We start from the raw sequence: 25,972 nt of genomic DNA on the forward strand, positions 1-25,972 counted from the left end.
GTAGCCTGGCGACTAGGAAAAAAAACAAATAGCGGTGAATTATTTGGTGTCTGCTTGTATCTGAACTGACAGAGCGGTGCCATCGCGGCGATGGCACTTCCCCTGTTCAGCTTTAGAGTAGTCCCCATGAAATCTCGCAAGAAACGCGTCAATCCCATCGGATTGAACGACATCACCATTGTCGACGACGCCAAGATGCGCAAGGCGATCACCGCCGCCGCACTGGGCAATGCCATGGAATGGTTCGACTTTGGTGTGTATGGCTTCGTCGCCTACGTGTTGGGCAAGGTGTTCTTCCCGGACGCCTCCCCCAGCGTACAAATGATCGCCGCCCTGGCGACCTTCTCCGTGCCCTTCCTGATTCGCCCCCTGGGCGGCCTGTTCTTCGGCGCGCTGGGCGATAAATACGGGCGGCAAAAAGTCCTCGCTGCCACCATCGTGATCATGTCCCTGAGCACCTTTGCCATCGGCCTGATCCCCGGTTATGCCTCCATTGGTATCTGGGCCCCGATCCTGTTGCTGCTGTGCAAAATGGCCCAGGGCTTCTCGGTGGGTGGTGAGTACACCGGTGCTTCGATCTTCGTTGCCGAATATGCACCCGACCGCAAGCGCGGCTTCCTTGGCAGCTGGCTGGACTTCGGCTCCATCGCCGGTTTCGTGCTGGGTGCCGGTGTGGTGGTGCTGATCTCCAGCGTCATGGGCGAAGAGCAGTTCGAGGCCTGGGGCTGGCGCCTGCCGTTCTTCCTCGCCCTGCCCCTGGGCATCATCGGCCTGTACTTGCGCCACGCCCTGGAAGAAACCCCGGCGTTCCAACAGCATGTCGACAAGCTCGAACAAGGCGACCGCGAAGGCCTGAGCCACGGCCCCAAAGTGTCGTTCAAAGAGATTGCCACCAAGCATTGGCGTAGCCTGTTGACCTGCATCGGGATCGTCGCGGCCACCAACGTGACCTACTACATGCTGCTCACATACATGCCGAGCTACCTGTCCCACAACCTGCATTACAAAGAAAACAGCGGCGTACTGATCATCATCGCGATCATGGTCGGCATGCTGTTCGTGCAGCCGTTCATTGGTTTTGTCAGCGACAAGATCGGCCGCAAGCCCTTCATCATCGCGGGCAGCATTGGCTTGTTGGTGCTGTCGATCCCGGCGTTCATGCTGATCACCAGCGGCAAGATCGGCCTGATCTTCGCGGGTTTGCTGATCCTTGCGGTGGTACTGAACTTCTTTATCGGCGTAATGGCATCCACCCTGCCCGCCATGTTCCCAACCCACCTGCGCTACAGCGCGCTGGCCAGTGCATTCAACGTGTCGGTATTGATCGCCGGTGTCACCCCCACGGCCGTGGCCTGGCTGGTGGAGAGCACCAATGACCTGTACATGCCCGCCTACTACTTGATGGTGTTTGCCGTGGTCGGCCTGATCACCGGCCTGACCATGAAGGAAACCGCCAACAAACCCCTGCGCGGTGCCGCGCCGGCGGCGTCGGACATGGAAGAGGCCAAGGAACTGCTGCAAGAGCATCACGACAATATCGAGCAGAAGATCGAAGACATCGATGCCGAGATTGCCGAGTTGGAAGCCAAGCGCCAAAACCTGGTGCAGCAGCATCCCCGTATCAACTAAAGCTTGAGCGTGCGTGGCGACCAGAGTCGCCACGCCTTTGGAGTGTTCAGCATGGTTCCAAGCGTTACCGCAGCACAATCGCTACTTACCCCCGAAGAACGCGCCGCCATCGCCGAAATCGAAGCCACTACGAGCATCCTGCATCTGGTCACCCGCCTGACCGACATGCGCTTTGCCGGTATCGCCAAGTTCACTGACCAGGAGTGGGTGGTGTGTTCGGTGTACGACCCCCTGCAAATGGGGATCAACGTTCACGATGTACTGGACCTGGAAACCACCCTGTGCAGCGAGTTCTGTATCAACCCCCAGGCGCTGTTCATCCCCGAGGTCAGCAAGAACGGCCGCTTTGCCGCCCGCCCGGTGGTCAAGCAATTTGAAATCGAAAGTTATGCCGGCGCGCCGATCTTCCTGCCCGATGGCCGCCTGTATGGCGCGTTGTGTGCGCTGGACTCGCGGGCGACGCTGTTTGACGACCCCAACCTGCCGGAAACCCTGAGCCTGTTCGCGCGGCTGATTGGCTGCATCTTTTTTGCGAACCTCACCGCCAATGAGCCCTCGGCCCCACGCTGATCACACCCTACCGTTAGTCAGTTCAAAGGCACGGCGCATTCATCGTTGTGCCGGAGCCGCCGATACAACGGGATATTCTCTCTGTAGCGTCGCCCTGCGCAAACCCATGCCGAATACTCCCGCTCCCATCGTGTGCCCGCTGTCCAACCGCACCAGCCTGTCACTGGCGCGCGCATCGCTGTTCAAATTTGTCGCCTTGCTGGCCGGCGTATTCGTGCTCACCAGTTACTCGCTGATCTACCTGGCCAATGACCTGGACCACACCGAAGACGTGGAGAGCGCGTTCTACACACGCAAGGCCGTGCAGTCCCTGGAAAAATCCCTGCGCCTGACGGTCAAGGACTACGCATTCTGGAGCGATGCCTATCGGCACTTGCACCTGCAGGTCGATCAGGATTGGGCCTTTGTACGTCAGAATGTCGGCCCCACCTTGTATGAAGATTTCGGCTTTCAGGGCTTGTTCGTGGTGGATTCGCTCAACCGCACCGTTTACTCGGTGATCGAAGGCGAACTCAAAACCGTACAACTGAGCACCTGGCTCGGCCAGCCCATCGACACCATCATCGAGCGCGCACGCGCCGGCGCCGCCACCGAAAGCCCCGTCACGCAGTTCGTCAACGTCAACGGCAGCCCCGCCCTGATCGCCGCTGCGGCGATTACGCCGGGTACCGATCCCACTGTCAGCTCAGACGGTCGCCAGCCTTCCGTGCTGATCTTCGTCGACATCTTGAACAACGCCAAACTGACGGCGATCGGCAACGAATTCGGCCTGGACAACTTGCACATTGATAACCCTGCAGAGCCTGCCGATCACCAAGTGGTGGCGCTGGGCGACAACGGCACCGCTGGCCGCCTGCACTGGCAGCCAGAACAACCAGGGCAGCGCCTGCTCAACCTGGGCTTGCCAATGATCGGCCTGGCTGCGCTGTTGGTGGCGCTGATGACCTGGGTGATTTTGCGTCGCACCACCGCCAGCGCCGTTGCCCTGGACAGCAGCTACGCGTCGCTGCACGCCAGCCAGCGCGCCTTGGCCACCAGCGAAGCGCGCTTTCGCGATGTGGTCGAAGCCAGTTCGGATTGGGTATGGGAAATCAATGACGCGGGGCACTTCACCTACTTGTCCGAACGCTTTGAAAACGTCACCGGGCTTGCCAGGCAAACCTGGATTGGTGCCGGAATTGACGCGCTGCTGCACACCGAAACCGGCTTGTTGTCTGACTGGCTCGCCACTCCCTGCCGCCGCCCGGACCTTAGCGTACTGTGTCGCTACGTGGACGCCGGCGAGCATGAACGCATTACGCGGCTATCGGCGCGGGCCATGCCGGACGGCGGGTTTCGCGGCACCGCAACGGATGTCACCGAAGAAGTCGAAGCACGTCGGCGCATCGAGTTCCTATCCCGGCATGACGCCCTGACAGGTCTGCCCAACCGCACACGCCTGAAGGAGTTTCTCGACGGCAGGCTCAAGTCTGCCCCGTCGGCCGCTCATCCGCTGGTGATGCTCAGCCTGGACCTGGACCGGTTCAAGCCGGTGAACGATTTGCTCGGGCACGCCGCAGGCGACCGTGTGCTCCATGAAGTGTCCAACCGCTTGGCGGCCTGCGTACGCCATGGCGACCTGGTGGCTCGGGTCGGCGGCGACGAATTCGTCCTGATCCTGACGGACGTGGGCTCCCAAGCCGAAGTCGAAGCCTTGTGCCGCCGCGTGATTGATTCGATCGAGGCGGCCATCGACATCGATGAACAAGAGGTGTTTGTCAGTGCCAGCATCGGTATCGCAATGGCCCCCACCGACGCCTGCGAAGCCCCCGAACTGCTGCGCTACGCCGATATGGCGCTGTATGAGGCAAAGGCCGCAGGGCGCAATACCTGGCGTTTTTATGCCATCGATATGAACGCTCGCATCATCGAACGGCGCCGCCTGGAAAGCGACTTGCGCTATGGCATCAAACACGGCGAACTGCGCCTGCACTTCCAACCCCGCTATCGCATCGCCGACGGGCAGATGGTCGGCGCCGAAGCCCTGGTGCGCTGGCACCACCCCAAGCGCGGGTTGATCGCGCCAGACACGTTCATCCCCATTGCTGAAGAGTCGGGCCTGATCCTGGCACTGAGCGACTGGGTGCTCGCCACCGCTTGCGAACGGGCCACCACCTGGCCGGAGAACCTGTTTGTGTCGGTCAACCTCTCATCCTGCGAATTCAAGCGCGGCAACCTGGTGCAGCGCGTGGGCCAGGCTTTGGCGACGTCGGGGATTGCCCCCCGGCGCGTGGAACTGGAGATCACCGAAAGCGTGATGCTCGAAGACGCCGATAGCGCCCTGCAGATCATGCAGACGCTCAAAGCGCTGGGCGTGCGCATTGCCATGGACGACTTCGGCACCGGCTATTCGTCCTTGAGTTACCTGCGTTCGTTTCCCTTTGACGGCCTGAAAATCGACCGCAGCTTTATGAGCCGGCTGGAAGAAAGCGACGATGACAAAGCGATCATCCAGGCCATTGTCGGCCTGGGCCGCGCCCTGGCGCTGACCGTGACCGCCGAAGGCATCGAAACCGCCGAGCACCTCACGCTGCTCAAGGCCGTGGCGTGTGATGAAGGCCAAGGGTTTTTCCTTAGCCGGCCGTTGGACCTGCCCGCGTTCAACGCCCTGCTGGAAAGCCAACTTGACGCCCGCATCAGTTGAAAAACTGACTGGGCGTCTTGCCGAACTGTTTTTTGAACATGCTGGTAAAGGCGCTGGGGCTTTCGTAGCCCAGTTCCAGCGCCACATCGATGATCTTTTCCCCCACCGCAATGCGCTCCAGCGCCAGCAGCAAACGCGCTTGCTGACGCCACTGGCCGAAGGTCATGCCGGTTTCCTTGCGGAACAGACGCTGGATGGTCTTTTGGTCCAGGTCCAGGCGCTCGCTCCAATTGGCCACGGTGGAAGCATCCCCCGGATCATGCTGTAACGCCTGGCAGATGCGGTTCACTCGCGGGTCAGCGGGCTGAGGCAACGACAGCGGCAAGGCCGGCAAGATGGCCAGTTCGTCGAGGATCAGGTGCATGATGCGCGCATCGCGTGAGTTTTCGGCATAGGGAGGCTTCAGGCTGACCGAGGCCTTGATCAATTCACTGAGCAACGGTGAAATGCTGACGGTCTTCGGCTCGCCGGGCATGTTCGGAAAACGCTCCGGGCGCACGAACACGCTGCGCATTTTCAGCGCGCCCACACAACGCAGGGAATGCACGTGCCCGCTGGGCATCCAGATGCCGCGATTGGGCGGTACCGTCCACTGGTTCAGCGCCGAATACACCACCATCACACCTTCGATGGCGTAGAGCAGTTGATGCTTCTCGTGACTGTGGTCGGGGATCACCCAGTTTTCGGGATAATCGGTGGCCGAACTGATGACAGCCCAATCGCTTTCATCGATGTCCCGCAGAAATATGTCCAGTGATTTGATCATTTCGCCCTTTTTGCGATGATTACTGCCCGGATTTCGCGAGACAGGCATTTGTGGCAAATCTAGCATGAACGCCGAATCATTTTGAAATAGATGGCGGGCTCACGTATCCGCCCTCTTTGTTTGCTGCCTTGTATGGAATGCCTGCATGTCGACCCTCACCGCGTCACCCGCTGCTGCAACCAGTACGCCCCAGACAAGCCCCTTGGTCATGCGGATCCTCGGCGCTTGCGCGCTGGCGCATTTGATCAATGACCTGATCCAGGCCGTGCTGCCGTCCATCTACCCGATGCTCAAAGCCAACTACGGCCTGAGTTTTGCCCAGGTGGGCTTGATCACCCTGACCTTTCAACTGACCGCGTCCCTGCTACAGCCGTGGATCGGTTACCACACCGACCGTCACCCCAAACCCTGGCTGCTGCCGGCCGGCATGGTGTGCACCTTGATCGGCATCCTGATGCTGGCGTTTGTCGGCAGCTTCCCGTTGATACTGCTGGCGGCCGGTTTGGTGGGCGTGGGCTCCTCGACCTTCCACCCGGAAACCTCCCGCGTCGCACGCCTGGCCTCCGGCGGACGCTATGGCCTGGCGCAATCGACCTTCCAGGTCGGCGGCAACACCGGCAGCGCCTTCGGCCCCTTGCTGGCCGCCGCGATCATCATTCCCTATGGCCAGGGCCATATCGCCTGGTTCGGTCTGTTCGCAGTGTTCGCGATCATGGTGCTGTATGGCTTGAGCCGCTGGTACCGCAACCACCTCAACCTGTTCAAGCTCAAGCAAGGTGGCAAGGCGACCCACGGCCTGTCCAAAGGCCGCGTGACCTTTGCCCTGGTGGTGTTGGCGGTGTTGGTGTTCTCCAAATACTTCTACATGACCAGCCTGACCAGCTACTTCACCTTCTACCTGATTGAGAAGTTCCACCTCTCGGTGGCCAGCTCCCAGATGTACCTGTTCCTGTTCCTGGGGGCGGTGGCCGTGGGCACCTTTGCGGGTGGCCCGATTGGCGACAGGATCGGCCGTAAAAAAGTCATCTGGTTCTCCATCCTGGGGGCGGCGCCCTTCACCCTGGCCCTGCCCTACACCGATCTGTTCTGGACGGCAGTGTTGAGCGTGGCGATCGGTTTCATCCTGTCTTCGGCGTTCTCGGCCATTGTGGTATTTGCCCAGGAACTGGTGCCGGGCAATGTGGGCATGATCGCCGGGATTTTCTTCGGCCTGATGTTCGGTTTCGGCGGCATCGGCGCGGCGTTGCTGGGCTTGCTGGCCGACAGCCACGGCATCGAGTACGTGTACCAGCTGTGCTCGTTCCTGCCGCTGGTGGGCATCCTGACAATATTGCTGCCTTCCACCAAGGGCGTCTGACCGGCCGATCATCGGGCTGGCCGTGTGCCAGCACGAAGATTGTTCAGAAAAACCTGCGTGTGCGCTTACAATCCCGTTTTAAACGCACACCAGGCAGACCCGGTAAGAAATGACGCTCGACCCTCCTACGATTTTGGCCCTCACCGTGGCCCTCGCCGCCGCTGCCGCCCTGTACCTCTATATCGAATGGCGCAGCGTGCGCGAACCTTCGCTGCTGTTCTGGAGCGCGGGCTTTGCCACCATCACCATCGGTTCAACCCTGGCTTTGTTGCGCATCAATGGCTTCTTGGTGATCGGCATCTGGTTCGCCAATGGTTTGCTGGTGACCGCACACTTCCTGTTCTTACTCGGCGTGGCACGGTTTACCCAGACCAACCTGTCACGGCTATGGTTGCTGATGCCGGCGATCTGGTTTGGCATGTTGGCACTGCCCGTTGACCTGGCGTGGTCCAAAGTCATGCTGGGGGTGCAATCGCTGTTGGTGGCCCTGCCCACCTTGCGCGCCAGTTTCCTGCTGCGCCCCCATGGCAAATCCTTGAGCATTGGTGCGGTGCAATTGCGCTATGTGCTGCTGTTCCACGGCTCGTTCTACGTGGCCAAGGCGTTGTCGGTATTGATCCCCGGCACCTTGATCGACCTGACATCCTTCAAGGGCGAGATCATCCAGATCTCCTTGGTGGAAGGCGCGATGGCGATCATGCTGATCGCCCTGTCGATGACCGGCTCCGAACGCTACCGCCGCGAACAGCAAATCGCCCGCCTCGCCGCCCGTGACCCGCTTACCGCCCTGTACAACCGCCGCGCTCTGGACTTGCGCGCACCGCGTCTATTGGCCCAGGTGTCAGCGTCACAACCGGGTGCATTGCTGCTGATCGATATCGACAACTTCAAACTGGTCAACGACCTGTTCGGCCATACCGCTGGCGACCGGCTGCTGATTGCCCTGAGCGAGATGATCCGTAGCCTGGTACCCAGGGGCGCGCTGGTTGCACGTTTGGGCGGTGATGAGTTTGTGATCCTGTTCAACCGCGCTACCACCGAGCAGATCGTTGAGCTGGGCAGCCAGCTGCGCGAGCAATTTTTTCGAACCGCCTCGCAAACCTTTGCTACCCCCCAGGCGGTGACCTTGAGCATTGGCGCCAACTTGTTCGACCAGCCGCCAGCAAGCCTGACGGCGTTGATCGAACAAGGGGATACCACGCTGTATGAGAGCAAGCGCGGGGGGCGGGACAGTATTCGCCTGGTGGATCGCACTGGCGTGAGTGCCTACGACTAGAGGTCGTAGTTGACCGCCACGCTGCGCCCGGTGTTCACCGATTCCAACGCACAATCGGCCAGGTGCAGCGCATACAGCCCATCGCGCACGCTGGTGGGCAATGCGTGCCCACCGCTCAGCGCGTCAATGAATTGGGCCAGTTCATTGCGATAGGCATCCGCGTACCGTTCCAGGAAAAAATGTTGCAACGGCTCCAGCGCTTCAGTGTGCGCGGCACTCCAGTGGCGCAGCGTACTGGGCCGATGGTTATCAGTCAGCAGCACACCGTTGGCCCCCGACACCTCTACCCGCTGGTCATAGCCATACACCGCCTGACGGCAGCAATTGATATGGCATTGCTTGCCCGACGCGGTGCGCAGCAACACCATCACGCTGTCGTAGTCATCAATGTCTGCAAGGCTGGGGTCCACCAGGCGACTGGCGATGGCTGTCACTTGAACCGGTTCTTCGCCGAGCAAGTGGCGGGCGGTGTCAAAGTCGTGGATGGTCATGTCGCGCAGGATCCCGCCGGAGTGCTTGAGGTAGTCACGCGGCGCCAGGCCGGGGTCGCGGCTGGTGATGATCACCTGGCGCACCGTACCAATCTGTCCGGCGTCGAGGGCCTGGCGCAGTCGCAGCATGTCGGGGTCGAACCGGCGGTTGAAACCGAGCATCACCTTGCCGCCCTGACGCTCAACCGCCTGGGCCGCGTGTCGTGCCCTGGCGATGTCGAGGTCGATGGGCTTTTCGCAGAGCACGGCCTTGCCTTCGGCGACCGCCGCCAGGAGCAGGTCGATATGGGTGTCGGTGGGCGTGCCGATCACCACCGCATCAATGTCCTTGCGGGTGAGTACGGCGGCGCAGTCGTAGGCGGCCTCGCAACCCAGCTGGATGCTCAGGGCCTCGACACCTTCACGCCAGGGGTCAGCCACCAGCACCAAGGTGGCATCGGGGTGGGCGGCGACGTTGGCAGCGTGAATCTTGGCGATACGCCCGGCACCTAGAACGGCGATTCTCAACATGGTGAAAACTCCTGGTCTTGTTGTTGGGAGGGAGATTCAGTCCGGCAGGTTGAAGGGCGTGACGATCTGCACCTGCGACGGCGCAATCGGCCCAGCCTTCCACAACCGGTGGTATTGCAGAATGTGCAAAAACACATGGCGCGCATCGATCTGCAGGTTGTGGTCGATGATCGCCGCGACTTTTTCTTCGCGCAGCAGCTGGCGGTTTTCTTCATCGAGGTCGTGGCCGATAAACACGTCCAGGGCACGGTCCTGCGCGGCGAAGGCATCGACAATCGCCCGGTTGCCGCCGCCGACGCTGTACACCGCCTTGAGCTCGGGGTGTTGTTTCAGGGCCTGGGTGACGCGCTCAAAGGTGCGGTCGTACACCCCATAACCGCCGCTGATATCCAGTACTCGCAAGTGCGGCGCACGCCCACGCAGCCAGGCGCGAAAGCCCATCTCCCGCTCTTCTTCGCCACGGAACAGTTCACTGCCGATCACCACTGCCACGTCCTGGGGCTGGGCGGGCAACCAGCGCGACATCAGGTAGGCGGCGGTCTGCCCGGCGGTGCGGTTGTCCATGCCCACATAGCCGATGCGCTCGCTTTGCGGCAGGTCAGTTACCAGGGTCACCACCGGGATGCCCGCTGCAATCAATTGCTTGACGGCCTGGTTCACTGCCGGCTCGTCAGCAGCCTTGAGCACCACACCCTGGCTGCCGGTATCCAGGCAACGTAGCAATTGGTCGTGCATGGCCTGTGGCTCGATTTCTTCGAACAGGTGAAAACGCGGGGCGATCCTGAACGGCGCCAAGCTGGCCAGTTGAGCGGTGATCGCCGCCTGCACCGCCGCGCTGAAGCGTTTGGGGGTGTGCATGATCACGTCGACATGAAAGGTGCGCCCCACCGCCAGGCCGTTTTTCTCCTGGGACTCCAACTCATCCAACGCCTGTTCGATACGCCGCTGGGTCTGGGCATGCACGCTGCCACGCTGATGCAGCACGCGGTCCACCGTGGCTTTGCTGACGCCAGCTTGGGTGGCGAGTTGCTTGATGGAGAAGTGTTTGGCGCGTTCGAGCATGGGTTTGTGCCTGATGTCTTTTTGAGGTGTTTTTTAGGCGTTACTGAGGTTTCGCAATGCTAGTCTCAGTTTTGCCCGCCGTCGAGCCGAGCGATACACAACAACAAAAATTCAGGAGAAGCCCATGCCGAACACCGATCTCGCCAGCACTTTCAGTGGCCAATACTTCGTCGTCACCGGCAGCACTCAAGGCCTGGGCGCGGCGGTAGCCCGCACCCTGGCCGAGCGCGGGGCCGCCGGGTTGATCATCTGCGGGCGTCGTCGCGCCCAGGGCGAAGAGCAGGTGCGGCAATTGGCGCAGTTGGACTGCCAGGCTTTTTTTGTCGAGGCCGACCTGGAAAAGGTCGAGGATTGCCAAGCGATCATCGATGCCGCGCGCACTCACTTTGGCACCTTACACGGGCTGGTGAACTGCGCCGGCATGTCGGACCGCGGCACCATCCTCGACACCTCGCCAGCATTGTTCGAACGCCTGTTTGCGGTGAATGTGCGGGCGCCGTTCTTTTTGATGCAGGAAGCCTTGAAGCTGATGATCAGCAAGGGTGTGGAAGGCGCGATCGTGAACATCCAAAGCGTCACCGGCCATGGCGGGCAATCGTTTCTCAGCGCTTATGCAGCCTCCAAAGGCGCCCTGGCGATCCTCACCAAGAACGTGGCGTTCAGTGCGCTGCGTAACCGCATCCGCGTCAATGGCTTGAATATCGGCTGGATGGACACGCCCCACGAAGATGACATTCAGCGCCAGTACCACGGCGCTCAGGATGGCTGGCTGGCCAAGGCCGAAGCCGCGCAGCCGTTCGGTCGCCTGCTCAAGCCCGAAGAAGTGGCGCGCAGCGTGGCGTTCCTGCTGTCCAGCGAGTCGGGGATGATGACCGGCTCGGTGATCGATCTGGAGCAAGGCGTGGTCGGCTGCACCGACGGCGGCAGCCCCCAACCGCACCAGGCGCTGAGCCTGCCGGGAGGTGTTTGATGTCGGCGTTCGTCACCCGCGCCGCCGTACAACTGGCGGACTTCAACCGGATTTGCACGCAGCAGGCCAGTGCCGAGCAATATCCGTTATGTGCCAACGTAATCAGCAATGTGGTGATCTACGACGCGCACAACCTGCGTAACAGTGACCGCCTGGAGGTGATGAACGAGCTGCACCGCCTGTTTCGTGACGGGCCAGGCGTGATGGTGGTACGCCGGGCTTATGAAGACCTTGAGGTGGTGGACCGCCACAGCCAGGTGTTCAACGATATTTTCGCCAATGAAGCAGCGCAAGGCGTGGCCGCCGACCACTTTGCCAAGGCGGGCAGTAACGGGCGTATCTGGAATTCCTTGCAAAAGGCTGCGCTGCAATCGCCTGAATCGTTTGTCGAGTACTACGCCAACCCGCTGCTGGGGCTGATTGCCGAGGCCTGGTTGGGGCCGAGTTATCAGGTGACCGCCCAAGTGAATGTGGTGCACCCCGGTGGCCAGGCGCAGCAGCCGCACCGCGACTATCACTTGGGTTTCCAAACCGATGACGTGGTGGAGCGCTTCCCCCTGCCCTTGCATGTGCTGTCCCAGTACCTGACGTTGCAGGGCGCGGTGGCCCACTCGGATATGCCGCTGGAAACCGGCCCAACCCAGTTGCTGCCGTTTTCCCAGCAATATGCCTTGGGCTATCTGGCGTGGCGGCGCCCGGAGTTTATCGAGTACTTCCAACAACATGCCGTGCAGTTGCCACTCAATAAAGGCGATTTGCTGTTCTTCAACCCGGCGCTGTTCCACGCCGCCGGCACCAACCGCACGCCAGACCGCCAGCGCATGGCCAACCTGCTGCAGATCTCTTCGGCCTTCGGCAAACCCATGGAAGCCCTGGACCGTGACCGCATGATGCTGGCGGTGTACCCGGCCCTGCTGGCCAACACCGCACTGGATGCACAAGCGGTGGAGGCCGTGATCGGCTGTACCGCCGACGGCTATTCCTTCCCCACCAACCTCGATACCGACCCGCCCTTGAAGGGGCTGGCACCACAAACCGGGCAGCAACTGATGCAGCAAGCCCTCGATGAGCGCTGGCCATTGTCGGACTTCGCCGCTGCGGTCGAGCAGATGCGAAACAAGCGCCAGGCGTGAATCACTCTGTTTTAACAACAACAAAAATAACGGAGCACCACCATGAAGAAGCAACTCCTTGCCGCACTCTTTACCCTCGCAGTGACGCCTTGGGCGCTGGCTGATATCCGTATCGGCGTGAGCATCGCCCAGGTAGACGATGTATTCCTCGCGCAAATGCGTGACTACATGGCCGCCCACGCCAAGGAACTGCCCAGCGTGACCCTGCAATTCGAAGACGCCCAGGGCGATGTGGTGCGTCAGCTTAACCAGGTGCAGAACTTCACCGCCCAGGGCATGGACGCGATCATCGTTAACGCCGTGGACACCGCCGCCACGGCAAAAATGACCGTCAACGCCCAGCAAGCCAAGATCCCGCTGGTGTACGTCAACCGTCGTCCGGAGTTCAAGGAGTTGCCCGCAGGCGTGGGCTATGTGGGCTCCGATGAGATCAAGGCCGGTGAAATCCAGATGCGCTACCTGGCCGAGCAAATGGGCGGCAAGGGCAACCTGGCGATCATGCTCGGGCTGCTCTCCAACAACGCCACCCATAACCGCACCCTGGGCGTGAAAAACGTGCTCAAGGACTACCCCAACATCAAGATCGTCGAGGAACAAAGCGCAGAGTGGCAACGCAGCAAGGCCATTGACCTGATGAACAACTGGATCGTGTCCGGTACCAAGATCGACGCAGTGGCCGCGAATGCCGATGAAATGGCCATCGGTGCGGCCATGGCCATCAGCCAGGCAGGGATGCAGCCAGGCAAGGATATCCTGGTGGCCGGCAGCGACGGTGGCGCGGCGGGGTTGGATGCGGTGAAAAAGGGGCAGCTGCTGGTGACGGCTTACCAGGACAACAAGGGGCAAGCGGTAGGGTCGGTGGACTTGGCGGTGAAGATGGTGAAAAAAGAGCCGTATACCGCTGAGCTGACCATTCCTTACCAGCAGATCACCAAGGCCAACTACCAAGCCTTTCTGAATCCATGAGGTAGCTCTGTAGTGAGCGGGTTTGCCCCGCTCACCACAATCGGTAGGCAAGCGTGGCGCCCAATCCCAGCAGGCCTATCACTCCCGTGCCATAGGCAACGGTGCGCCAGGGCTGCCACCTCATCAGATACGTCACGGTATGCACCACCCGCGCCAAGGTAAAAACTGCGAATAACCAAACGGTCGTAGCACTGTCACCCTGCATAACCACACACAACCCGCCCAGTACAAAAAACAGCGGGATATTTTCCAGGTCGTTGGCCCACGCCTTCGCCGCCCTCACGACTTGCGGCAGCTCTTCTGCGCGTGCAGCCCGGTTGAAGAACGCCGCATCTTCCCGATGGGTAAATGCCTTGGCGCGAATGCGAAAAAACCCCTGATAGCAGGAAATCGCCAACATCTTCAGGCACAGCACCAGCACGCACGCGGCATAAACTGACAGCACATCATTCATCCTGAAATCCTTTCACCACCACATATAGCAGCGGCCCCACCGAGACAAACACCGCCGTCAGCAAGAAATAGGGCACCAGCGAAGCCAGCGGCTGCCCTCGCCGCCGCGCATCCCGGTACATCCACACACAGGCCAGCGTTGCCATCAGGTACAGGTCGATCACCACCTGGGCGGTGTCCGGGCGCGACATCAATTCCCGTCCAAATGCCCATAACGACTGCTCGGCCGTCAGCAGCGTGAACAGGGTATACAACGAAAATCCGAGCAATCCGATCAGGGCGAAATAGGGCTTAGGCATGCTTGCTTCCTTGGCGTGATGAAGGCCTACGTTAGTGATAAGGTTCTGCCCCTCGCAATGACCTCGGAGGTCATGAACGCCCCATGGACAAACCTTCTACTGCTGGCGAGCAGCTGCGCCAGTTACGCCTTGGCGCCAAGCTGAGCCAACTGGACCTGGCGTTGATCAGCGGCATTTCCCAACGCCATCTCAGTTGCATCGAAACCGGCCGCGCCGTGCCCAGCCCTGGCACCTTGCACAATGTCCTCAATGCGCTGGAAACACCGCTGGTACAGCGCAACCGCGTGTTCCTCGCCGCCGGCTTTGCCCCGCGTTACATCACCACCCCCCTCGCCTCGCCGGCCATGGAAGCGATTCGTGAAGCCGTCGATCATGTGCTCCATGCCAACAACCCCGCCCCCGCGATCCTGCTGGACAGCCAGTGGGACGTGCGCGCCGCCAATGCCAGTACCAGCGTCTTGTTCAAGCTGGTAGGTATCCCGCCAAACGCGGCCAATGGCCTGAATTTGCTGGCCACGCTGCTGCAACCCGGCGGGCTCGGCGATCACTTGATCAATGCCGAAGAAATCCGCACTGTGGCCTGGCAACGGGCTACCCGTGAAGCGCTGGCCAATCCTGAACTGGCGACATTGCTGGCGGGTTTGCCTGCACCAACCCACGACGATCTACCCAAAGAAATGCCGCCATTGGTGATGACCCGCCTGCGCTCAAGCCAGGGCGAGCTGAACTTCCTGTCCACCTTCACCACCTTCGGCATGCCCCAGGACATCACCCTCGCGTCGCTGCGCATCGAACATCTGATTCCCGCAGACGCCCACACCTGGCAAGTAATGCGCAACGCCTACGCCGAATATGCCGCGCTGGTTTTGTGAAATATCTGTACGTAGACTGCCGCCATACCCCCACCTGAAGGCGGCGAAAAAATCGTGATGCAAGTTACAGAAGTCTCCATTGCCCAATTGCGCGCTGCGCTTGAGTCCGGCCAGACCACCGCCGTTGAACTGGTTCAGGCGTACCTGGCGCGGATCGAGGCCTATGATGGCGCGTTGAATGCCGTTGTCGTGCGCAACCGCGAAGCCCTTAATGAAGCCCAGGCATCCGATGCACGCCGGGCCAAAGGCGAAACGTTGGGGCCGTTGGATGGCATCCCCTATACCGCCAAAGACAGCTACCTGGTCAAGGGCCTGACCGCGGCCTCCGGCAGCCCGGCGTTTGCCAAGCTGGTTGCGCAACGCGACGCCTTCACCATCGAGCGCCTGCGGGCCGGTGGCGCGATCTGCCTGGGCAAGACCAATATGCCGCCGATGGCCAATGGCGGGATGCAGCGCGGTGTCTACGGCCGGGCAGAAAGCCCGTACAACGCCGATTACCTGACCGCCCCCTTTGCCTCCGGCTCGTCCAATGGCGCCGGCACCGCCACTGCGGCGAGCTTTGCGGCGTTCGGGCTGGCAGAAGAAACCTGGTCGAGCGGGCGGGGCCCGGCGTCCAACAACGGCCTGTGCGCCTACACCCCGTCCCGCGGGGTGATTTCAGTGCGTGGCAACTGGCCGCTCACCCCCACCATGGACGTGGTGGTGCCCTACGCCCGCACCATGGCCGACCTGCTGGAAGTGCTCGACGTGGTGGTGGCCGAAGACCCGGACACCCGTGGCGACCTGTGGCGCCTGCAACCCTGGGTGCCGATCCCCAGCGTCGCGTCAGTGCGCCCGGCGTCCTACGCTGAATTGGCAGTCAGCAGCGCTGCCCTCGCCGGCAAGCGCTTTGGCGTGCCGCGCATGTACATCAACGCCGACCACGAAGCCGGCACCAGCGAAAAACCCGGTATCGGCGGCCCCACCGGGCAAAAAATCAATACCCGCGCCAGTGTCATCAACCTGTGGCAAGACGCACGCCGAGCCCTGGAAGCGGCCGGTGCCGAAGTGATCGAGGTGGACTTCCCGCTGGTCTCCAACTGCGAAGGCGACCGCCCCGGCGCGCCGACCGTGTTTACCCGTGGGTTGGTATCCAAGGAATTCCTGCACGATGAATTGTGGGAATTATCGGCGTGGGCTTTCGACGACTTCCTGCGCGCCAACAACGACCCAAACCTCAACCGCCTGGCGGATGTGGACGGGCCGAAGATCTTCCCCCACGACCCCGGCACCCTGCCCAACCGTGAAGACGACCTGGCCGCCGGCATGGATGAATACGTGCGCATGGCCGAACGCGGCATCACGCCGTGGAACGAGATCAGCACCGTACCCGACGGCCTGCGCGGCCTGGAACAAACTCGCCGGCTGGACCTGGAAGACTGGATGGACACGCTCGGGCTCGACGCCGTGCTTTTCCCCACCGTCGCCGACGTAGGCCCGGCGGATGCCGATGTGAACGAAGCCAGCGCCGACATCGCCTGGAGCAATGGCATCTGGGTGGCCAACGGTAACCTCGCTATCCGCCACCTGGGCGTGCCAACGGTCACCGTACCGATGGGTGTAATGGCCGACATCGGCATGCCCGTGGGGCTGACATTTGCGGGCCGCGCCTATGATGACTCTGCCTTGCTGAAGTTTGCTGCGGCCTATGAAGCCACCGGCAGCAAACGCCTGACGCCACCGCGCACACCGCCATTGCCAGCAGAATAAACACACTAAAAAGGTGGGAGCGGGCTTGCTCGCGAAGGCGGTGAATCAGTCGACACATGTATTAACTGAACCACCGCTTTCGCGAGCAAGCCCGCTCCCACACTTTTTGCAGCATTTCAAATCAAGCACTGGCTAAACGCAGCCCGCCCCCTGTTGGAGCGGGCTTGCCTGCGATGGCAGCGTCAAGTCATGTAATGAAGGGCACGGCAATCAGCGCGCCCACCGCCAGCCCCGCTACCAGCCCAAAAGCGCAGTGGCCGCGACTCCACAGGATCAATCACGCCAACTCCGGCGCGACTCGTCAGCCGTTCGCGACTGCGTTGCGGCGCTGCCACTCATCCACCACATCGCCCAGAGTCTTGGGCACATCGTTGCGAATCCAGGCCATGAAAGGCCGGTCGAACTTAAACTCCGAGCCACAGCACTCAAGCATGAAGCGACGTACATTCTGGGTGTTCTTATAGTTCGAGGTAACGGATGTGGCGCGGGTGATGGGATCGCTATGCCAGTCAAAGTCCATTTTGTCGCTCAGCTCTTTATTCATTCGCCAACAGCATAGCGACGTGCCAGTTGCACAGGAAGCGCGGCATTAAATCGACCAGCGTGATGGGATGTCATACCAGTAAAAAAACCTATCAAGACTAATATTTTCAGGATATTTCAAATTTAACTTTCCTTCACCACTTAACCTATTGCATTGTTGTACGACGACTACAACTGTCGTGCACACCCCCACAACAATAAGGAAACACCCATGCCCAACGTTAAAGTGTTGATCGGTTTTCTGTGCCTGTTCAGCGGCTACGTCGCCGCCGCGCCTGCCCCCGCCGAAAAAGAAGTCGCCCAAGCAGTCGATCAGTTGACCCAAGCCATGCTGCACCTGAACCTCAAGCAACTGCATGCATTAACTTCCGACACACTCACCTACGGCCACTCCAGCGGCAAGGTGCAGAACAAGGCCCAGTTCATCGCCGACCTCGAAACCCACACCAGTGCCTTCAAGACCCTGGAAATGCAAAACCAGACCATCACCCTCAATGGCGACACGGCACTGGTGCGCAACCACTTCCATGCCCTGGCCGTGAACAGCGGTGTCGAGGTGCCCACCGATATCGACAACTTCCAGGTCTGGCAAAACCAGAAAGGCAAGTGGCTGCTGATCGGCCGTCAGGCGTACAAGTACTGAGGCAGGCTTACCACACCACTACTTGGCGGACCTTGACCAAGGCCTCACGCAGCGCGGGCATCTGCACCGACCCCAAGGCCAGGCGCAAGGCATGGGGCACATGGGCCGAGACGGCAAACGGCTCGGCGGTGGAGACCCAGACATGCTCGCGCTGCAACGTCATCGCGACCTGATCGGCACGCAGGTCTTCGGCCAGGGGTAACCACAGGAAATAGGACGAGGGGTGACCGACGCAGTCCAGGCCGCTCAACACCTGCGCCGCCAACGCCTGCCGCGCCTGGGCGTCCTGGCGCTTTTGCGCTTCCAGCCGGGCCACGGTACCGTCCTCGATCCAGCCCACGGCGATGGCACTCATCACCCCCGGTACATTCCACGTCGTGGCCATGATGGCGCGCTCCAACCGCCCCATCCACGCCGCAGGTGCTGCAACAAACCCCACCCGCAAGCCCGTTGCAACACTTTTCGACAACCCACCGACATAGGCCGTACGCTCCGGTGCCAGGCAGAAAAGGGGCGGCGGCGCGTCTTCGACTAAAAACGCGTAGGCCGCGTCCTCGATGATCATAAGATCGTGCTGGCGGGCAATGCCCACCAACTGCTCGCGCTGGGCCTGGCTCAGCACCCAGCCCAATGGGTTGTGCAGAGTCGGCATGCAGTAGACCGCGCGCACCGGGCGCTTGCGACACAGGCTTTGCAGGTATTCCAGGTCAGGCCCGTCTGCCGTGACCGCAATCGCGGCAACCTCCAGGTGCAGCGTCTCAGCAAGCACCTTGAAGCCCGAGTACGTCAGCGCATCCACTGCGATCACATCCCCGGGCTTGAGCAACGCCATCATGGTCACCGCCAGCCCATGTTGGGCGCCGCTGACCACCAGCACCTGCTCGGCCGCTACCGTCAGCCCACGGCTGCGCAAATGCCGCGCCATTACTGCGCGCTCATGCAGGCGCCCGGCATGGGGCTGATAACGCAGCAGTGCTTCCAGATCACCGGACAGTGCCAACTGGCGCAACGCAGTACGCAACAGGTCTGCCTGGCCGGGCAACGACGGGTAGTTGAAATTGAGGTCGAGCATGCCTGTCGCCAGGGTCATCTGCCCGCTGCCCTGCCCCGGCGGCAACGCGATCTCACGCACAAAGGTGCCACGCCCGGCCTCCCCGCTGACCAGGCCCATGGCCTCCAGTTCGCTGTAGACGCGACTGGCCGTAACCAGCGCCAGGCCATGCTCGGCAGCGAGTTGGCCGTGAGTCGGCAGGCGGGTGCCGGCGGGCATCGTGCCACTGCGGATGGCGTGGGCGAACGTATCGACCAGCGACTTGTAGCGGGCGCGGGGCATCGGCGATGTATCCATGACAATTTTTTGATTGTCTCGATCTTCAACCCTAGGATCAGCGGCACGCAATCTTTCTTTTCCGGGTAATTCCAAATGGAACATATCTCTCAGCTTAACGCCCAGCACAGCAGCACCCAGAGCTGGATCAACGGCTTGATCGGCGTGGTGATTTTCAGCGGTTCATTGCCGGCCACGCGCCTGGCCGTCATGGAATTCGACCCGGTGTTTCTCACGATGCTGCGCGCCACGATCGCCGCCGTGCTGGCATTGCTCTTGCTGTGGCTGTTCAGGGAGAACCGTCCTGCGCGCAACCAGTGGGCACCCTTGGCTGTTGTTTCCCTGGGCGTGGTGATTGGCTTCCCACTCCTCACCGCGCTGGCGCTGCAATACGTGACGTCGGCGCACTCAATCGTGTTCATCGGCCTGCTCCCGTTGGCCACGGCAGTATTCGGCGTACTGCGCGGCGGCGAGCGCCCACGCCCGGTGTTCTGGCTGTTTTCGATCCTGGGCAGCGTGCTGGTGATGGGCTATGCGTTCACGCAGGGCTTGAGCGCCGCCCCCGTAGGGGATGTGTTGATGCTGCTGGCAGTGGTGGTGTGCGGCCTGGGTTATGCCGAAGGCGCCACCTTGTCCCGCAGCCTCGGCGGCTGGCAGGTGATTTGCTGGGCGCTGGTCGTGTCGCTGCCGGTTGTGGTGCCGCTCAGCCTGGTGCTAGCACCTTCGAGTTTTGGCGGCATCAGCCTGCCGGCCTGGGTGAGCCTTGGCTATGTGGCGCTGTTCAGCATGCTGATCGGGTTTGTGTTCTGGTATCGCGGCCTGGCCCAAGGTGGCATCGCCGCCGTTGGCCAGTTGCAGCTACTGCAACCGTTCTTTGGCCTGGCGCTGGCGGCGGGCCTGCTGCATGAGCAGGTCAGCCTGGGCATGGTGCTGGTGACGGTCGCAGTGATCGGCTGCGTGGCCGGCGCGAAGAAGTTCGCCCGCTAACGCTGCGGCGCGACCATCTTGAATTTTATCGTGATGTCGTTGGACACCACGCTGTTACCCGCCCATTCGCCTTCACCGATCTTGAAGTCAGCGCGCTTGAGGACGAACTCTCCGTCAAAAACGCCAATACCGTCCTGTTCCTTGAGCAGCACGTCTACCGTGACCGGCCGCGTCGTACCCTTGATGGTCAGGTTACCGTCGATCTTGTAGCGGTTGCCCCCCAAAGCGGTGACGCGGGTGGACTCATAAACCCCCACCGGAAAGGTCGCCGTATCGAACCACGAGGCGCGCTGCAACTCATCATTGGCATCGGGGCTGCCGGCGTCGATGCTGGCGATCTGGATCTTGAGCAATGCATGAGCCGCTTCCGGTCGTTGTGTATCCAACCTCAAGGAACCTTCAAAGTCACCGAACGTGCCGTACATCGACTGCCCCAACTGCTTGTAGGTAAAGCTGATCTGACTCGCCGTGCGGTTGACATCGGTGTATTCGCCTGCATGAGCGTGGCCCACCAGACACAAGCCCAGCGCCAGTACGATTGGGGACATTCGAGGTTTCATGTCAGGCTCCGCAATATGTGAAGACATAGTATTCCCATCCTGCCCATGTCCTGCTAAACACAATAGTCGACCGCCCTTCAATCGAGGATTGCACCGATGACGCGTCTCACCGCGAAAGACTTTGCTCCCGAACTGCTGGAACTCTACGACGGCTACGCCCACGGCAAGATCAACCGCCGCGAATTTCTCGACCGCGCGGCCCTGTTTACCTTTGGCGGCCTCACCGCCTCGGCCCTGCTGGCGGCCCTGAGCCCCAACTACGCGCTGGCCGAACAGGTTAAATTCACCGACCCGGACATCATCGCCGACTACATCACCTACCCCTCGCCCAAAGGCAACGGCACGGTGCGCGGCTACTTGGTGCGCCCAGCCAAGGCCGCCGGCAAATTACCTGCCGTGGTGGTGGTGCACGAAAACCGTGGCCTGAACCCGTATATCGAAGATGTCGCCCGCCGCCTGGCAAAAGCCGGCTTTATCGCACTGGCGCCCGATGGCCTGACCTCCGTGGGCGGCTACCCCGGCAACGATGAAAAAGGCGTGGCGCTGCAACAGACCGTGGACCCCACCAAACTGATGAACGACTTCTTTGCCGCCATCGAGTGGCTGATGCACCACGACAGCAGCACCGGCAAGGTCGGCATCACCGGCTTCTGTTACGGCGGCGGCGTGACCAATGCGGCGGCCGTGGCCTACCCGGAACTGGGCGCGGCCGTGTCGTTCTATGGGCGCCAGCCGCAGGCCAAGGATGTGCCCCGCATCAAGGCGCCGATCATGTTGCATTTTGGCGAGTTGGACACGCGAATCAACGAAGGCTGGCCGCCGTATGAAAAAGCGCTGAAAGCGGCAGGGACGACGTACGAGGCGTATATCTACAGCGGTGCCAATCACGGCTTCCACAATGACTCGACGCCCAGATACGACGAGGCGGCGGCGAATCTGGCGTGGGAACGTACCCTGGGGTGGTTTCGCAAATATCTGGCCTAGGTGCAACATTTAAGAAGCGTCTTATTGCGTACACCGCCCACGGCGTCACTATTTCGTGGGCAGGCGCACAGATCGGTGTGCCCCCCCCCAACTACCGGGTGCCCACGGCTTTTGGTCGCCAACACACAATTTCTATAGAGGCCGTTAATGACGGGTTTTAGCGTACGAAACATCCTGGCTTCAACATGCTTGATCAGTGCCAGCACTTGCATGGCCGCCACCGACTTGCACAAGGTGATGGACGACAGCGTCAAGCCGCTGATGCAACAACACGGCATCGCCGGCCTTTCGATAGCGGTGGTAAGCCAGGGCAAGGTGGAATATTTCAACTACGGCGTTGCCAACAAAGACACCCGACTGCCCGTTACCCAGAGCACACTTTTCGAAATCGGCTCACTGAGCAAAACCTTTACCGCCACGCTAGGTGGTTACGCGCAGGCGCGCGGTGCGCTGAAGCTGTCGGACAAGGCCAGCGAGCATCTTGCCGGGCTCAAGGGCAGCGCTTTTGACCATATAAGCTTGCTGCAACTGGCCACTTACACACCAGGCGGGCTGCCGCTGCAATTCCCGCAGGCCGCCGACAGCGCCGAGACCATGCTCGACTACTTCCAGCACTGGAAACCCGCCTACGCGCCCGGTTCGCAGCGGCTCTATTCGAACCCGAGCATCGGTCTGTTCGGCTACCTCACCGCCCAAAGCCTGGGCCAGCCGTTCAATGTCGCCATGGAGCAAGACCTGCTGCCCAAGCTGGGCTTGAAGCACACGTTTGTCAGCGTGCCTGCCGACCAGCTAAATCGCTACGCCCAAGGTTATGACAAGGACCAGAACCCCGTCCGCGTCGGCCCGGGCGCACTGGACAGTGAAGCCTACGGCATCAAGACCAGCACCCAGGACCTGGCGCGCTATGTGATGCTCAATATGCACCCGCAAACCCTTGAGAAACCGCTGCAACAGGCCATCGCCACCACACATACCGGTTACTACAGCGTGGATGGCATGACCCAGGGCCTGGGCTGGGAGTCCTACCCCTACCCCATCACGCTGCAAGCCTTGACGGAGGGCAACTCCACGCCGATGGCCATGGAGCCTCATACAGTGAAATGGCTGAATCCGGCCCAGCAGCAAACGACCAACAGGCTGTACAACAAGACTGGCTCCACCGGTGGTTTTGGCGCTTACGTGGCGTATGTGCCGAGCAAGGATATCGGGGTGGTGATTCTGGCGAACAAAAACTACCCAAATGCCGAGCGCGTGAAGCTGGGCCATGGAATTTTGAGCGCGCTGGAACAGTAGGCGCCCCCCCTCCTCCAGATCGATCACGGCACCTACAGGAAGTTGTATGCGTAAGGATTACCAGGCGTTTTTTATCTCGCTGTTCTTGTCGCGGCTGGCGGACCAGATCCTGCTGTTTATCGTGCCGTTGATCGTGTTCCAGACCACCCAGAGTGCGTCCTTGGCCGGCCTGGCCTTTTTCGTTGAATCACTGCCCCGCTTCCTGGCGTTTCCCGTGTGCGGGGCGCTGTGTGACAAATACCCTCCCGTGCGCATCCTGCATATCAGCCAGGTTTACCGTGCACTGGCCTGCGTAATCGCGGTTGCGCTGCACGGCGCGTTCGACGGCATCTATTGGCTCGTGCTGCTTTCGGCGTTGTGCGGGGTGTTGACCACCCAGGGCGTCATGGCCCGCGAAGTGCTGATGCCCCATGTGTTCCAGCAGTACAGCTACGCCAAGACCCTTTCCTATTCGCAGATCGCCGATCAAAGCGGGCTGGTACTCGGGCCTCTGGTGGCCGCATTGATGCTGGAAGTCTGGGCATGGCCTTGGGTGGTGCTGGGGGTAGCCACGCTGTTTGTGCTGGCGGACCTGGCCATGGGCGTGTGGCAACGCACCAACACGGTGAGCGTGGAGGTGTTTGAACAACATCGGGATATCTGGCTGCAACCGCTACGGATCGCATTCGGGCACATTGGCAACCTGGCCGGCTTGAAGCGGCTGATCGCGTTGACAGTGGGGGTTAACCTGATGATTGGCGTCACGTTGGCCACCTCCGCCGCCATGGTCACCGGTCAATTCGACGCGGGCAAGGACGCCTACGCGCTGCTGCAAGCGGCAGGCGCAGGGGTGACCATCGTGATTCTGTTTTACCTGGCCCGTGCCACCCTGCCATTGAAACTGCTGGGCGGGTTGTCCTACGCGCTGATCACTGTGGGCGCGCTGGTCATGGCGATCAGCCCGAACCTGTGGGTTTACGCCCTGGGGTTCCTGCTGGTGATCGGCTTCGACAAGATGTACAGCGTGTACATGCGCAGCGTGCGCCAGAAGGTCATACCCGTGCAGGACTTCGGCAAGACCGTGGGGGTGATTACCCTGCTCAACAACCTGCCGCAACCGCTGGCAGGCCTGGTGGTTGCGGTTTTGGCCGCACCGTTGGGCACGCAAACGGTGATCCTCTTGCTAACCGGTATCACCGCGCTGATCGGCTTGGCGGTCGCCTCAGGCTGGCACGCCGCTGTGAAAGCGGAACTCGACGTCGGGTGATTCGATCAGCTCTTGCTCGGTCGCCCTCACCCGCTCGATCACCTGGGCGACGTCCTTGGCATCGCCATACTGGTAAGCCAGCTTGAGGTAACCCTGGAAGTGCCGCGCCTCGCTTTTGAGCAGGCCGAAGTAGAACTTGCCGAGTTCTTCATCCAGATGCGGCACCAGCGCTTCGAAACGCTCACAACTGCGCGCCTCGATAAATGCGCCTACCACCAGAGTGTCCACCAGTTTGACCGGCTCATGGGTGCGCACCACTTTGCGCAAGCCCGAGGCATAACGCCCCGCGTTCAACTGGCGCAACTCGACTTTGCGCCTTTTCATCAGGCGCATGACTTGTTCGTGGTGCACCAGTTCTTCGCGGGCCAGGCGGGACATCATGTTGATCAGGTCGACATGGCTGTAGTACTTGGCAATCAGACTCAAGGCGGTGCTGGCGGCCTTGAATTCGCAGTTCTTGTGGTCGATCAGCAGGGTTTCCTGATCGGCCAACGCGGCCTGGACCCAGGCGTCGGGGGTGCGGCAACCGAGGAATTCGTGGATTTCTGGCAGGTTCATCGGGCTCACGGGCAAAAGGATCACAAAAGGGCGACGATTATACCGACCGCGCCGCAGACCACCAGCCACCGGCCTTGATGTGCATCAACATGCCGTCTGGCGGGCAGCAACTATAGTTGTTCCATGCCCGCATCCTATTGGAGATCCCGACCATGCAAGCCATCCGCAGCATCCTGGTGGTCATCGAGCCCGAGCATTCGGAAAGCCTGGCCCTCAAGCGCGCCAAGCTGATTGCCGGGGTCACTGGCGCGCACCTGCATTTGCTGGTGTGTGACAAGAAGCATGAGCATTCGGCGCTGTTGAGCCTACTCAAGGCGGGCCTGCACGAGGACGGCTACAGCGTGACCACCGAGCAGGCGTGGAATGACAACCTGCATGAGACCATCATCGATGTGCAGCAGGCCGAAGGCTGTGGCCTGGTGATCAAACAGCACTTCCCCGACAGCCCGCTGAAAAAGGCCCTGCTCACCCCGGCGGACTGGAAGCTGCTGCGCTATTGCCCGACGGCGGTGCTGTTGGTCAAAACGTCAGCACCCTGGGCTGGCCGGGTGATCCTGGCGGCCATCGACGTGGGCAACGGCGACCTGGAACACCGCTCCTTGCACAACGCCATCATCGACCATGGCTTTGATATTGCCAGCCTGGCCAAGGCGCAGCTGCATGTGATCAGTGCCCATCCGTCGCCGATGCTGTCGGCTGCCGACCCGACCTTCCAGCTCAAGGAGACCATCGAGGCGCGCTATCGCGAGCAGTGCCGGGCATTCCAGGCGGAGTTCGATGTGGACGACAAGCACCTGCATATCGAAGAAGGCCCGGCGGATGTGTTGATTCCGCACCTTGTGCATAAACTAGAGGCCGCCGTGACCATTATCGGCACCGTGGGGCGCACCGGGATTTCCGGGGCGTTGATCGGCAATACGGCGGAGGTGGTGCTGGATGCGGTGGAGAGCGATGTGTTGGTGCTCAAGCCCGAAACACTCATGGCACATCTGGAAGAACTGGCCAGCAAGCCCTGAAGCAATCTATAGAACGAAGGAGATCAAAA

Annotated in this window: 25 protein-coding genes; 16 read left to right on the forward strand and 9 right to left on the reverse strand. The window is 61.1% G+C overall.

What is annotated here, in order from left to right:
• Positions 1-126: 126 nt before the first annotated feature.
• The 3 genes from proP to DYL59_RS13245 all read left to right on the forward strand — a co-directional run bounded on the left by proP (position 127) and on the right by DYL59_RS13245 (position 4,882).
• Complete coding sequence (gene proP, locus DYL59_RS13235; RefSeq protein ID WP_135289584.1) at positions 127-1,629, forward strand: glycine betaine/L-proline transporter ProP; 1,503 nt, start codon at positions 127-129, stop codon at positions 1,627-1,629.
• Between the two features lie 51 nt (positions 1,630-1,680).
• Complete coding sequence (locus DYL59_RS13240; protein ID WP_135289585.1) at positions 1,681-2,199, forward strand: GAF domain-containing protein; 519 nt, start codon at positions 1,681-1,683, stop codon at positions 2,197-2,199.
• 106 nt (positions 2,200-2,305) lie between these two features.
• Positions 2,306-4,882 carry a bifunctional diguanylate cyclase/phosphodiesterase gene (locus DYL59_RS13245; RefSeq protein ID WP_135289586.1) on the forward strand — a complete coding sequence of 859 codons (2,577 nt, stop codon included), beginning with the start codon at positions 2,306-2,308 and terminating at the stop codon, positions 4,880-4,882.
• Here DYL59_RS13245 and DYL59_RS13250 read toward each other — a convergent pair.
• Entirely contained in the window at positions 4,875-5,696 is an 822-nt protein-coding gene (locus DYL59_RS13250) for an AraC family transcriptional regulator (RefSeq protein WP_135289587.1), read from the reverse strand. The genes DYL59_RS13245 and DYL59_RS13250 overlap by 8 nt on opposite strands.
• Positions 5,697-5,793: 97 nt before the next feature.
• Between DYL59_RS13250 and DYL59_RS13255 the strand changes: the two genes are divergently transcribed.
• On the forward strand, positions 5,794-7,005 hold the full coding sequence (locus DYL59_RS13255; RefSeq protein WP_135289588.1) for an MFS transporter: 1,212 nt from the start codon (positions 5,794-5,796) through the stop codon (positions 7,003-7,005).
• Positions 7,006-7,114: 109 nt separating this feature from the next.
• Positions 7,115-8,281, forward strand: a complete 1,167-nt coding sequence (locus DYL59_RS13260) for a GGDEF domain-containing protein (protein ID WP_135289589.1) — start codon at positions 7,115-7,117, stop codon at positions 8,279-8,281.
• On the opposite strand, the gene iolG is transcribed toward DYL59_RS13260, so the two are convergent.
• Together iolG and DYL59_RS13270 are read right to left on the reverse strand one after the other, a co-directional pair.
• Positions 8,278-9,282 carry an inositol 2-dehydrogenase gene (gene iolG, locus DYL59_RS13265; RefSeq protein WP_135289590.1) on the reverse strand — a complete coding sequence of 335 codons (1,005 nt, stop codon included), beginning with the start codon at positions 9,280-9,282 and terminating at the stop codon, positions 8,278-8,280. The genes DYL59_RS13260 and iolG overlap by 4 nt on opposite strands.
• Positions 9,283-9,318: 36 nt before the next feature.
• A complete protein-coding gene (locus DYL59_RS13270; RefSeq protein WP_135289591.1) occupies positions 9,319-10,344 on the reverse strand; it encodes a LacI family DNA-binding transcriptional regulator in 1,026 nt (341 codons plus the stop codon).
• 124 nt (positions 10,345-10,468) lie between these two features.
• Between DYL59_RS13270 and DYL59_RS13275 the strand changes: the two genes are divergently transcribed.
• Genes DYL59_RS13275 through DYL59_RS13285 form a run of 3 tightly spaced genes read left to right on the forward strand, consistent with a single transcriptional unit; the run spans position 10,469 to position 13,413 of the window.
• The gene (locus DYL59_RS13275) at positions 10,469-11,314 is read left to right on the forward strand and encodes an SDR family oxidoreductase (RefSeq protein ID WP_135289592.1); all 846 of its coding nucleotides are present in this window, start codon (positions 10,469-10,471) and stop codon (positions 11,312-11,314) included.
• Positions 11,314-12,447, forward strand: a complete 1,134-nt coding sequence (locus DYL59_RS13280; RefSeq protein WP_135289593.1) for a phytanoyl-CoA dioxygenase family protein — start codon at positions 11,314-11,316, stop codon at positions 12,445-12,447. The genes DYL59_RS13275 and DYL59_RS13280 overlap by 1 nt, the downstream gene beginning before the upstream one ends.
• Before the next feature lie 42 nt (positions 12,448-12,489).
• Positions 12,490-13,413: a sugar ABC transporter substrate-binding protein gene (locus tag DYL59_RS13285; RefSeq protein ID WP_135289594.1), complete on the forward strand. Its 924-nt coding sequence runs from the start codon at positions 12,490-12,492 to the stop codon at positions 13,411-13,413.
• A gap of 31 nt (positions 13,414-13,444) precedes the next feature.
• Here the strand turns inward: DYL59_RS13285 and DYL59_RS13290 are convergent, their stop codons facing one another.
• Together DYL59_RS13290 and DYL59_RS13295 are read right to left on the reverse strand one after the other, a co-directional pair.
• Positions 13,445-13,867 (reverse strand): MAPEG family protein, encoded by a 423-nt coding sequence (locus DYL59_RS13290; protein ID WP_135289595.1) that lies wholly within the window; start codon positions 13,865-13,867, stop codon positions 13,445-13,447.
• The gene (locus DYL59_RS13295) at positions 13,860-14,165 is read right to left on the reverse strand and encodes a DUF2834 domain-containing protein (RefSeq protein WP_135289596.1); all 306 of its coding nucleotides are present in this window, start codon (positions 14,163-14,165) and stop codon (positions 13,860-13,862) included. The genes DYL59_RS13290 and DYL59_RS13295 overlap by 8 nt, the downstream gene beginning before the upstream one ends.
• Before the next feature lie 83 nt (positions 14,166-14,248).
• Here DYL59_RS13295 and DYL59_RS13300 point away from each other — a divergent pair, with 83 nt between their 5' ends.
• Both DYL59_RS13300 and DYL59_RS13305 read left to right on the forward strand, forming a co-directional pair.
• Positions 14,249-15,037: a helix-turn-helix domain-containing protein gene (locus DYL59_RS13300; RefSeq protein WP_135289597.1), complete on the forward strand. Its 789-nt coding sequence runs from the start codon at positions 14,249-14,251 to the stop codon at positions 15,035-15,037.
• Between the two features lie 54 nt (positions 15,038-15,091).
• Positions 15,092-16,786 carry an amidase gene (locus DYL59_RS13305; RefSeq protein WP_135289598.1) on the forward strand — a complete coding sequence of 565 codons (1,695 nt, stop codon included), beginning with the start codon at positions 15,092-15,094 and terminating at the stop codon, positions 16,784-16,786.
• 301 nt (positions 16,787-17,087) lie between these two features.
• Here the strand turns inward: DYL59_RS13305 and DYL59_RS13315 are convergent, their stop codons facing one another.
• On the reverse strand, positions 17,088-17,306 hold the full coding sequence (locus DYL59_RS13315) for a DUF6434 domain-containing protein (RefSeq protein WP_135289612.1): 219 nt from the start codon (positions 17,304-17,306) through the stop codon (positions 17,088-17,090).
• Between the two features lie 234 nt (positions 17,307-17,540).
• Between DYL59_RS13315 and DYL59_RS13320 the strand changes: the two genes are divergently transcribed.
• Positions 17,541-17,972 (forward strand): nuclear transport factor 2 family protein, encoded by a 432-nt coding sequence (locus DYL59_RS13320; RefSeq protein ID WP_135289599.1) that lies wholly within the window; start codon positions 17,541-17,543, stop codon positions 17,970-17,972.
• 7 nt (positions 17,973-17,979) lie between these two features.
• Here the strand turns inward: DYL59_RS13320 and DYL59_RS13325 are convergent, their stop codons facing one another.
• Complete coding sequence (locus tag DYL59_RS13325; RefSeq protein ID WP_135289600.1) at positions 17,980-19,305, reverse strand: aminotransferase-like domain-containing protein; 1,326 nt, start codon at positions 19,303-19,305, stop codon at positions 17,980-17,982.
• Between the two features lie 90 nt (positions 19,306-19,395).
• Here DYL59_RS13325 and DYL59_RS13330 point away from each other — a divergent pair, with 90 nt between their 5' ends.
• On the forward strand, positions 19,396-20,286 hold the full coding sequence (locus DYL59_RS13330; protein WP_135289601.1) for a DMT family transporter: 891 nt from the start codon (positions 19,396-19,398) through the stop codon (positions 20,284-20,286).
• Here DYL59_RS13330 and DYL59_RS13335 read toward each other — a convergent pair.
• Positions 20,283-20,834, reverse strand: a complete 552-nt coding sequence (locus DYL59_RS13335; protein ID WP_238340678.1) for a YceI family protein — start codon at positions 20,832-20,834, stop codon at positions 20,283-20,285. The genes DYL59_RS13330 and DYL59_RS13335 overlap by 4 nt on opposite strands.
• Before the next feature lie 108 nt (positions 20,835-20,942).
• On the opposite strand from DYL59_RS13335, the gene yghX reads away from it, so the two are divergent.
• From yghX to DYL59_RS13350, 3 genes are all read left to right on the forward strand, one after another.
• Entirely contained in the window at positions 20,943-21,830 is an 888-nt protein-coding gene (gene yghX, locus DYL59_RS13340) for a YghX family hydrolase (RefSeq protein ID WP_135289603.1), read from the forward strand.
• Positions 21,831-21,977: 147 nt separating this feature from the next.
• A complete protein-coding gene (gene ampC, locus DYL59_RS13345) occupies positions 21,978-23,123 on the forward strand; it encodes a class C beta-lactamase (protein ID WP_135289604.1) in 1,146 nt (381 codons plus the stop codon).
• Positions 23,124-23,169: 46 nt separating this feature from the next.
• Positions 23,170-24,369, forward strand: a complete 1,200-nt coding sequence (locus tag DYL59_RS13350) for an MFS transporter (protein WP_135289605.1) — start codon at positions 23,170-23,172, stop codon at positions 24,367-24,369.
• Here the strand turns inward: DYL59_RS13350 and DYL59_RS13355 are convergent.
• Complete coding sequence (locus DYL59_RS13355) at positions 24,325-24,927, reverse strand: MiaE family protein (protein ID WP_135289606.1); 603 nt, start codon at positions 24,925-24,927, stop codon at positions 24,325-24,327. The genes DYL59_RS13350 and DYL59_RS13355 overlap by 45 nt on opposite strands.
• A 152-nt stretch (positions 24,928-25,079) precedes the next feature.
• On the opposite strand from DYL59_RS13355, the gene DYL59_RS13360 reads away from it, so the two are divergent.
• Positions 25,080-25,943: a universal stress protein gene (locus DYL59_RS13360; RefSeq protein WP_135289607.1), complete on the forward strand. Its 864-nt coding sequence runs from the start codon at positions 25,080-25,082 to the stop codon at positions 25,941-25,943.
• Positions 25,944-25,972 lie beyond the last annotated feature (29 nt).

The organism is Pseudomonas kairouanensis (genome assembly GCF_004682055.1).
GTDB lineage: Bacteria > Pseudomonadota > Gammaproteobacteria > Pseudomonadales > Pseudomonadaceae > Aquipseudomonas > Aquipseudomonas kairouanensis.

Coding starts and splice junctions, on each gene's coding strand:
- DYL59_RS13355 (WP_135289606.1), bottom strand. CDS start 24,927: ATGAACCTGCCAGAAATCCACGAATTCCTCGGTTGCCGCACCCCCGAC.
- proP (WP_135289584.1), top strand. CDS start 127: ATGAAATCTCGCAAGAAACGCGTCAATCCCATCGGATTGAACGACATC.
- DYL59_RS13330 (WP_135289601.1), top strand. CDS start 19,396: ATGGAACATATCTCTCAGCTTAACGCCCAGCACAGCAGCACCCAGAGC.
- DYL59_RS13300 (WP_135289597.1), top strand. CDS start 14,249: ATGGACAAACCTTCTACTGCTGGCGAGCAGCTGCGCCAGTTACGCCTT.
- ampC (WP_135289604.1), top strand. CDS start 21,978: ATGACGGGTTTTAGCGTACGAAACATCCTGGCTTCAACATGCTTGATC.
- DYL59_RS13350 (WP_135289605.1), top strand. CDS start 23,170: ATGCGTAAGGATTACCAGGCGTTTTTTATCTCGCTGTTCTTGTCGCGG.
- DYL59_RS13240 (WP_135289585.1), top strand. CDS start 1,681: ATGGTTCCAAGCGTTACCGCAGCACAATCGCTACTTACCCCCGAAGAA.
- DYL59_RS13325 (WP_135289600.1), bottom strand. CDS start 19,305: ATGCCCCGCGCCCGCTACAAGTCGCTGGTCGATACGTTCGCCCACGCC.
- DYL59_RS13295 (WP_135289596.1), bottom strand. CDS start 14,165: ATGCCTAAGCCCTATTTCGCCCTGATCGGATTGCTCGGATTTTCGTTG.
- DYL59_RS13255 (WP_135289588.1), top strand. CDS start 5,794: ATGTCGACCCTCACCGCGTCACCCGCTGCTGCAACCAGTACGCCCCAG.
- yghX (WP_135289603.1), top strand. CDS start 20,943: ATGACGCGTCTCACCGCGAAAGACTTTGCTCCCGAACTGCTGGAACTC.
- DYL59_RS13245 (WP_135289586.1), top strand. CDS start 2,306: ATGCCGAATACTCCCGCTCCCATCGTGTGCCCGCTGTCCAACCGCACC.
- iolG (WP_135289590.1), bottom strand. CDS start 9,282: ATGTTGAGAATCGCCGTTCTAGGTGCCGGGCGTATCGCCAAGATTCAC.
- DYL59_RS13275 (WP_135289592.1), top strand. CDS start 10,469: ATGCCGAACACCGATCTCGCCAGCACTTTCAGTGGCCAATACTTCGTC.
- DYL59_RS13320 (WP_135289599.1), top strand. CDS start 17,541: ATGCCCAACGTTAAAGTGTTGATCGGTTTTCTGTGCCTGTTCAGCGGC.
- DYL59_RS13290 (WP_135289595.1), bottom strand. CDS start 13,867: ATGAATGATGTGCTGTCAGTTTATGCCGCGTGCGTGCTGGTGCTGTGC.
- DYL59_RS13280 (WP_135289593.1), top strand. CDS start 11,314: ATGTCGGCGTTCGTCACCCGCGCCGCCGTACAACTGGCGGACTTCAAC.
- DYL59_RS13270 (WP_135289591.1), bottom strand. CDS start 10,344: ATGCTCGAACGCGCCAAACACTTCTCCATCAAGCAACTCGCCACCCAA.
- DYL59_RS13315 (WP_135289612.1), bottom strand. CDS start 17,306: ATGGACTTTGACTGGCATAGCGATCCCATCACCCGCGCCACATCCGTT.
- DYL59_RS13285 (WP_135289594.1), top strand. CDS start 12,490: ATGAAGAAGCAACTCCTTGCCGCACTCTTTACCCTCGCAGTGACGCCT.
- DYL59_RS13250 (WP_135289587.1), bottom strand. CDS start 5,696: ATGCCTGTCTCGCGAAATCCGGGCAGTAATCATCGCAAAAAGGGCGAA.
- DYL59_RS13335 (WP_238340678.1), bottom strand. CDS start 20,834: ATGTCCCCAATCGTACTGGCGCTGGGCTTGTGTCTGGTGGGCCACGCT.
- DYL59_RS13260 (WP_135289589.1), top strand. CDS start 7,115: ATGACGCTCGACCCTCCTACGATTTTGGCCCTCACCGTGGCCCTCGCC.
- DYL59_RS13360 (WP_135289607.1), top strand. CDS start 25,080: ATGCAAGCCATCCGCAGCATCCTGGTGGTCATCGAGCCCGAGCATTCG.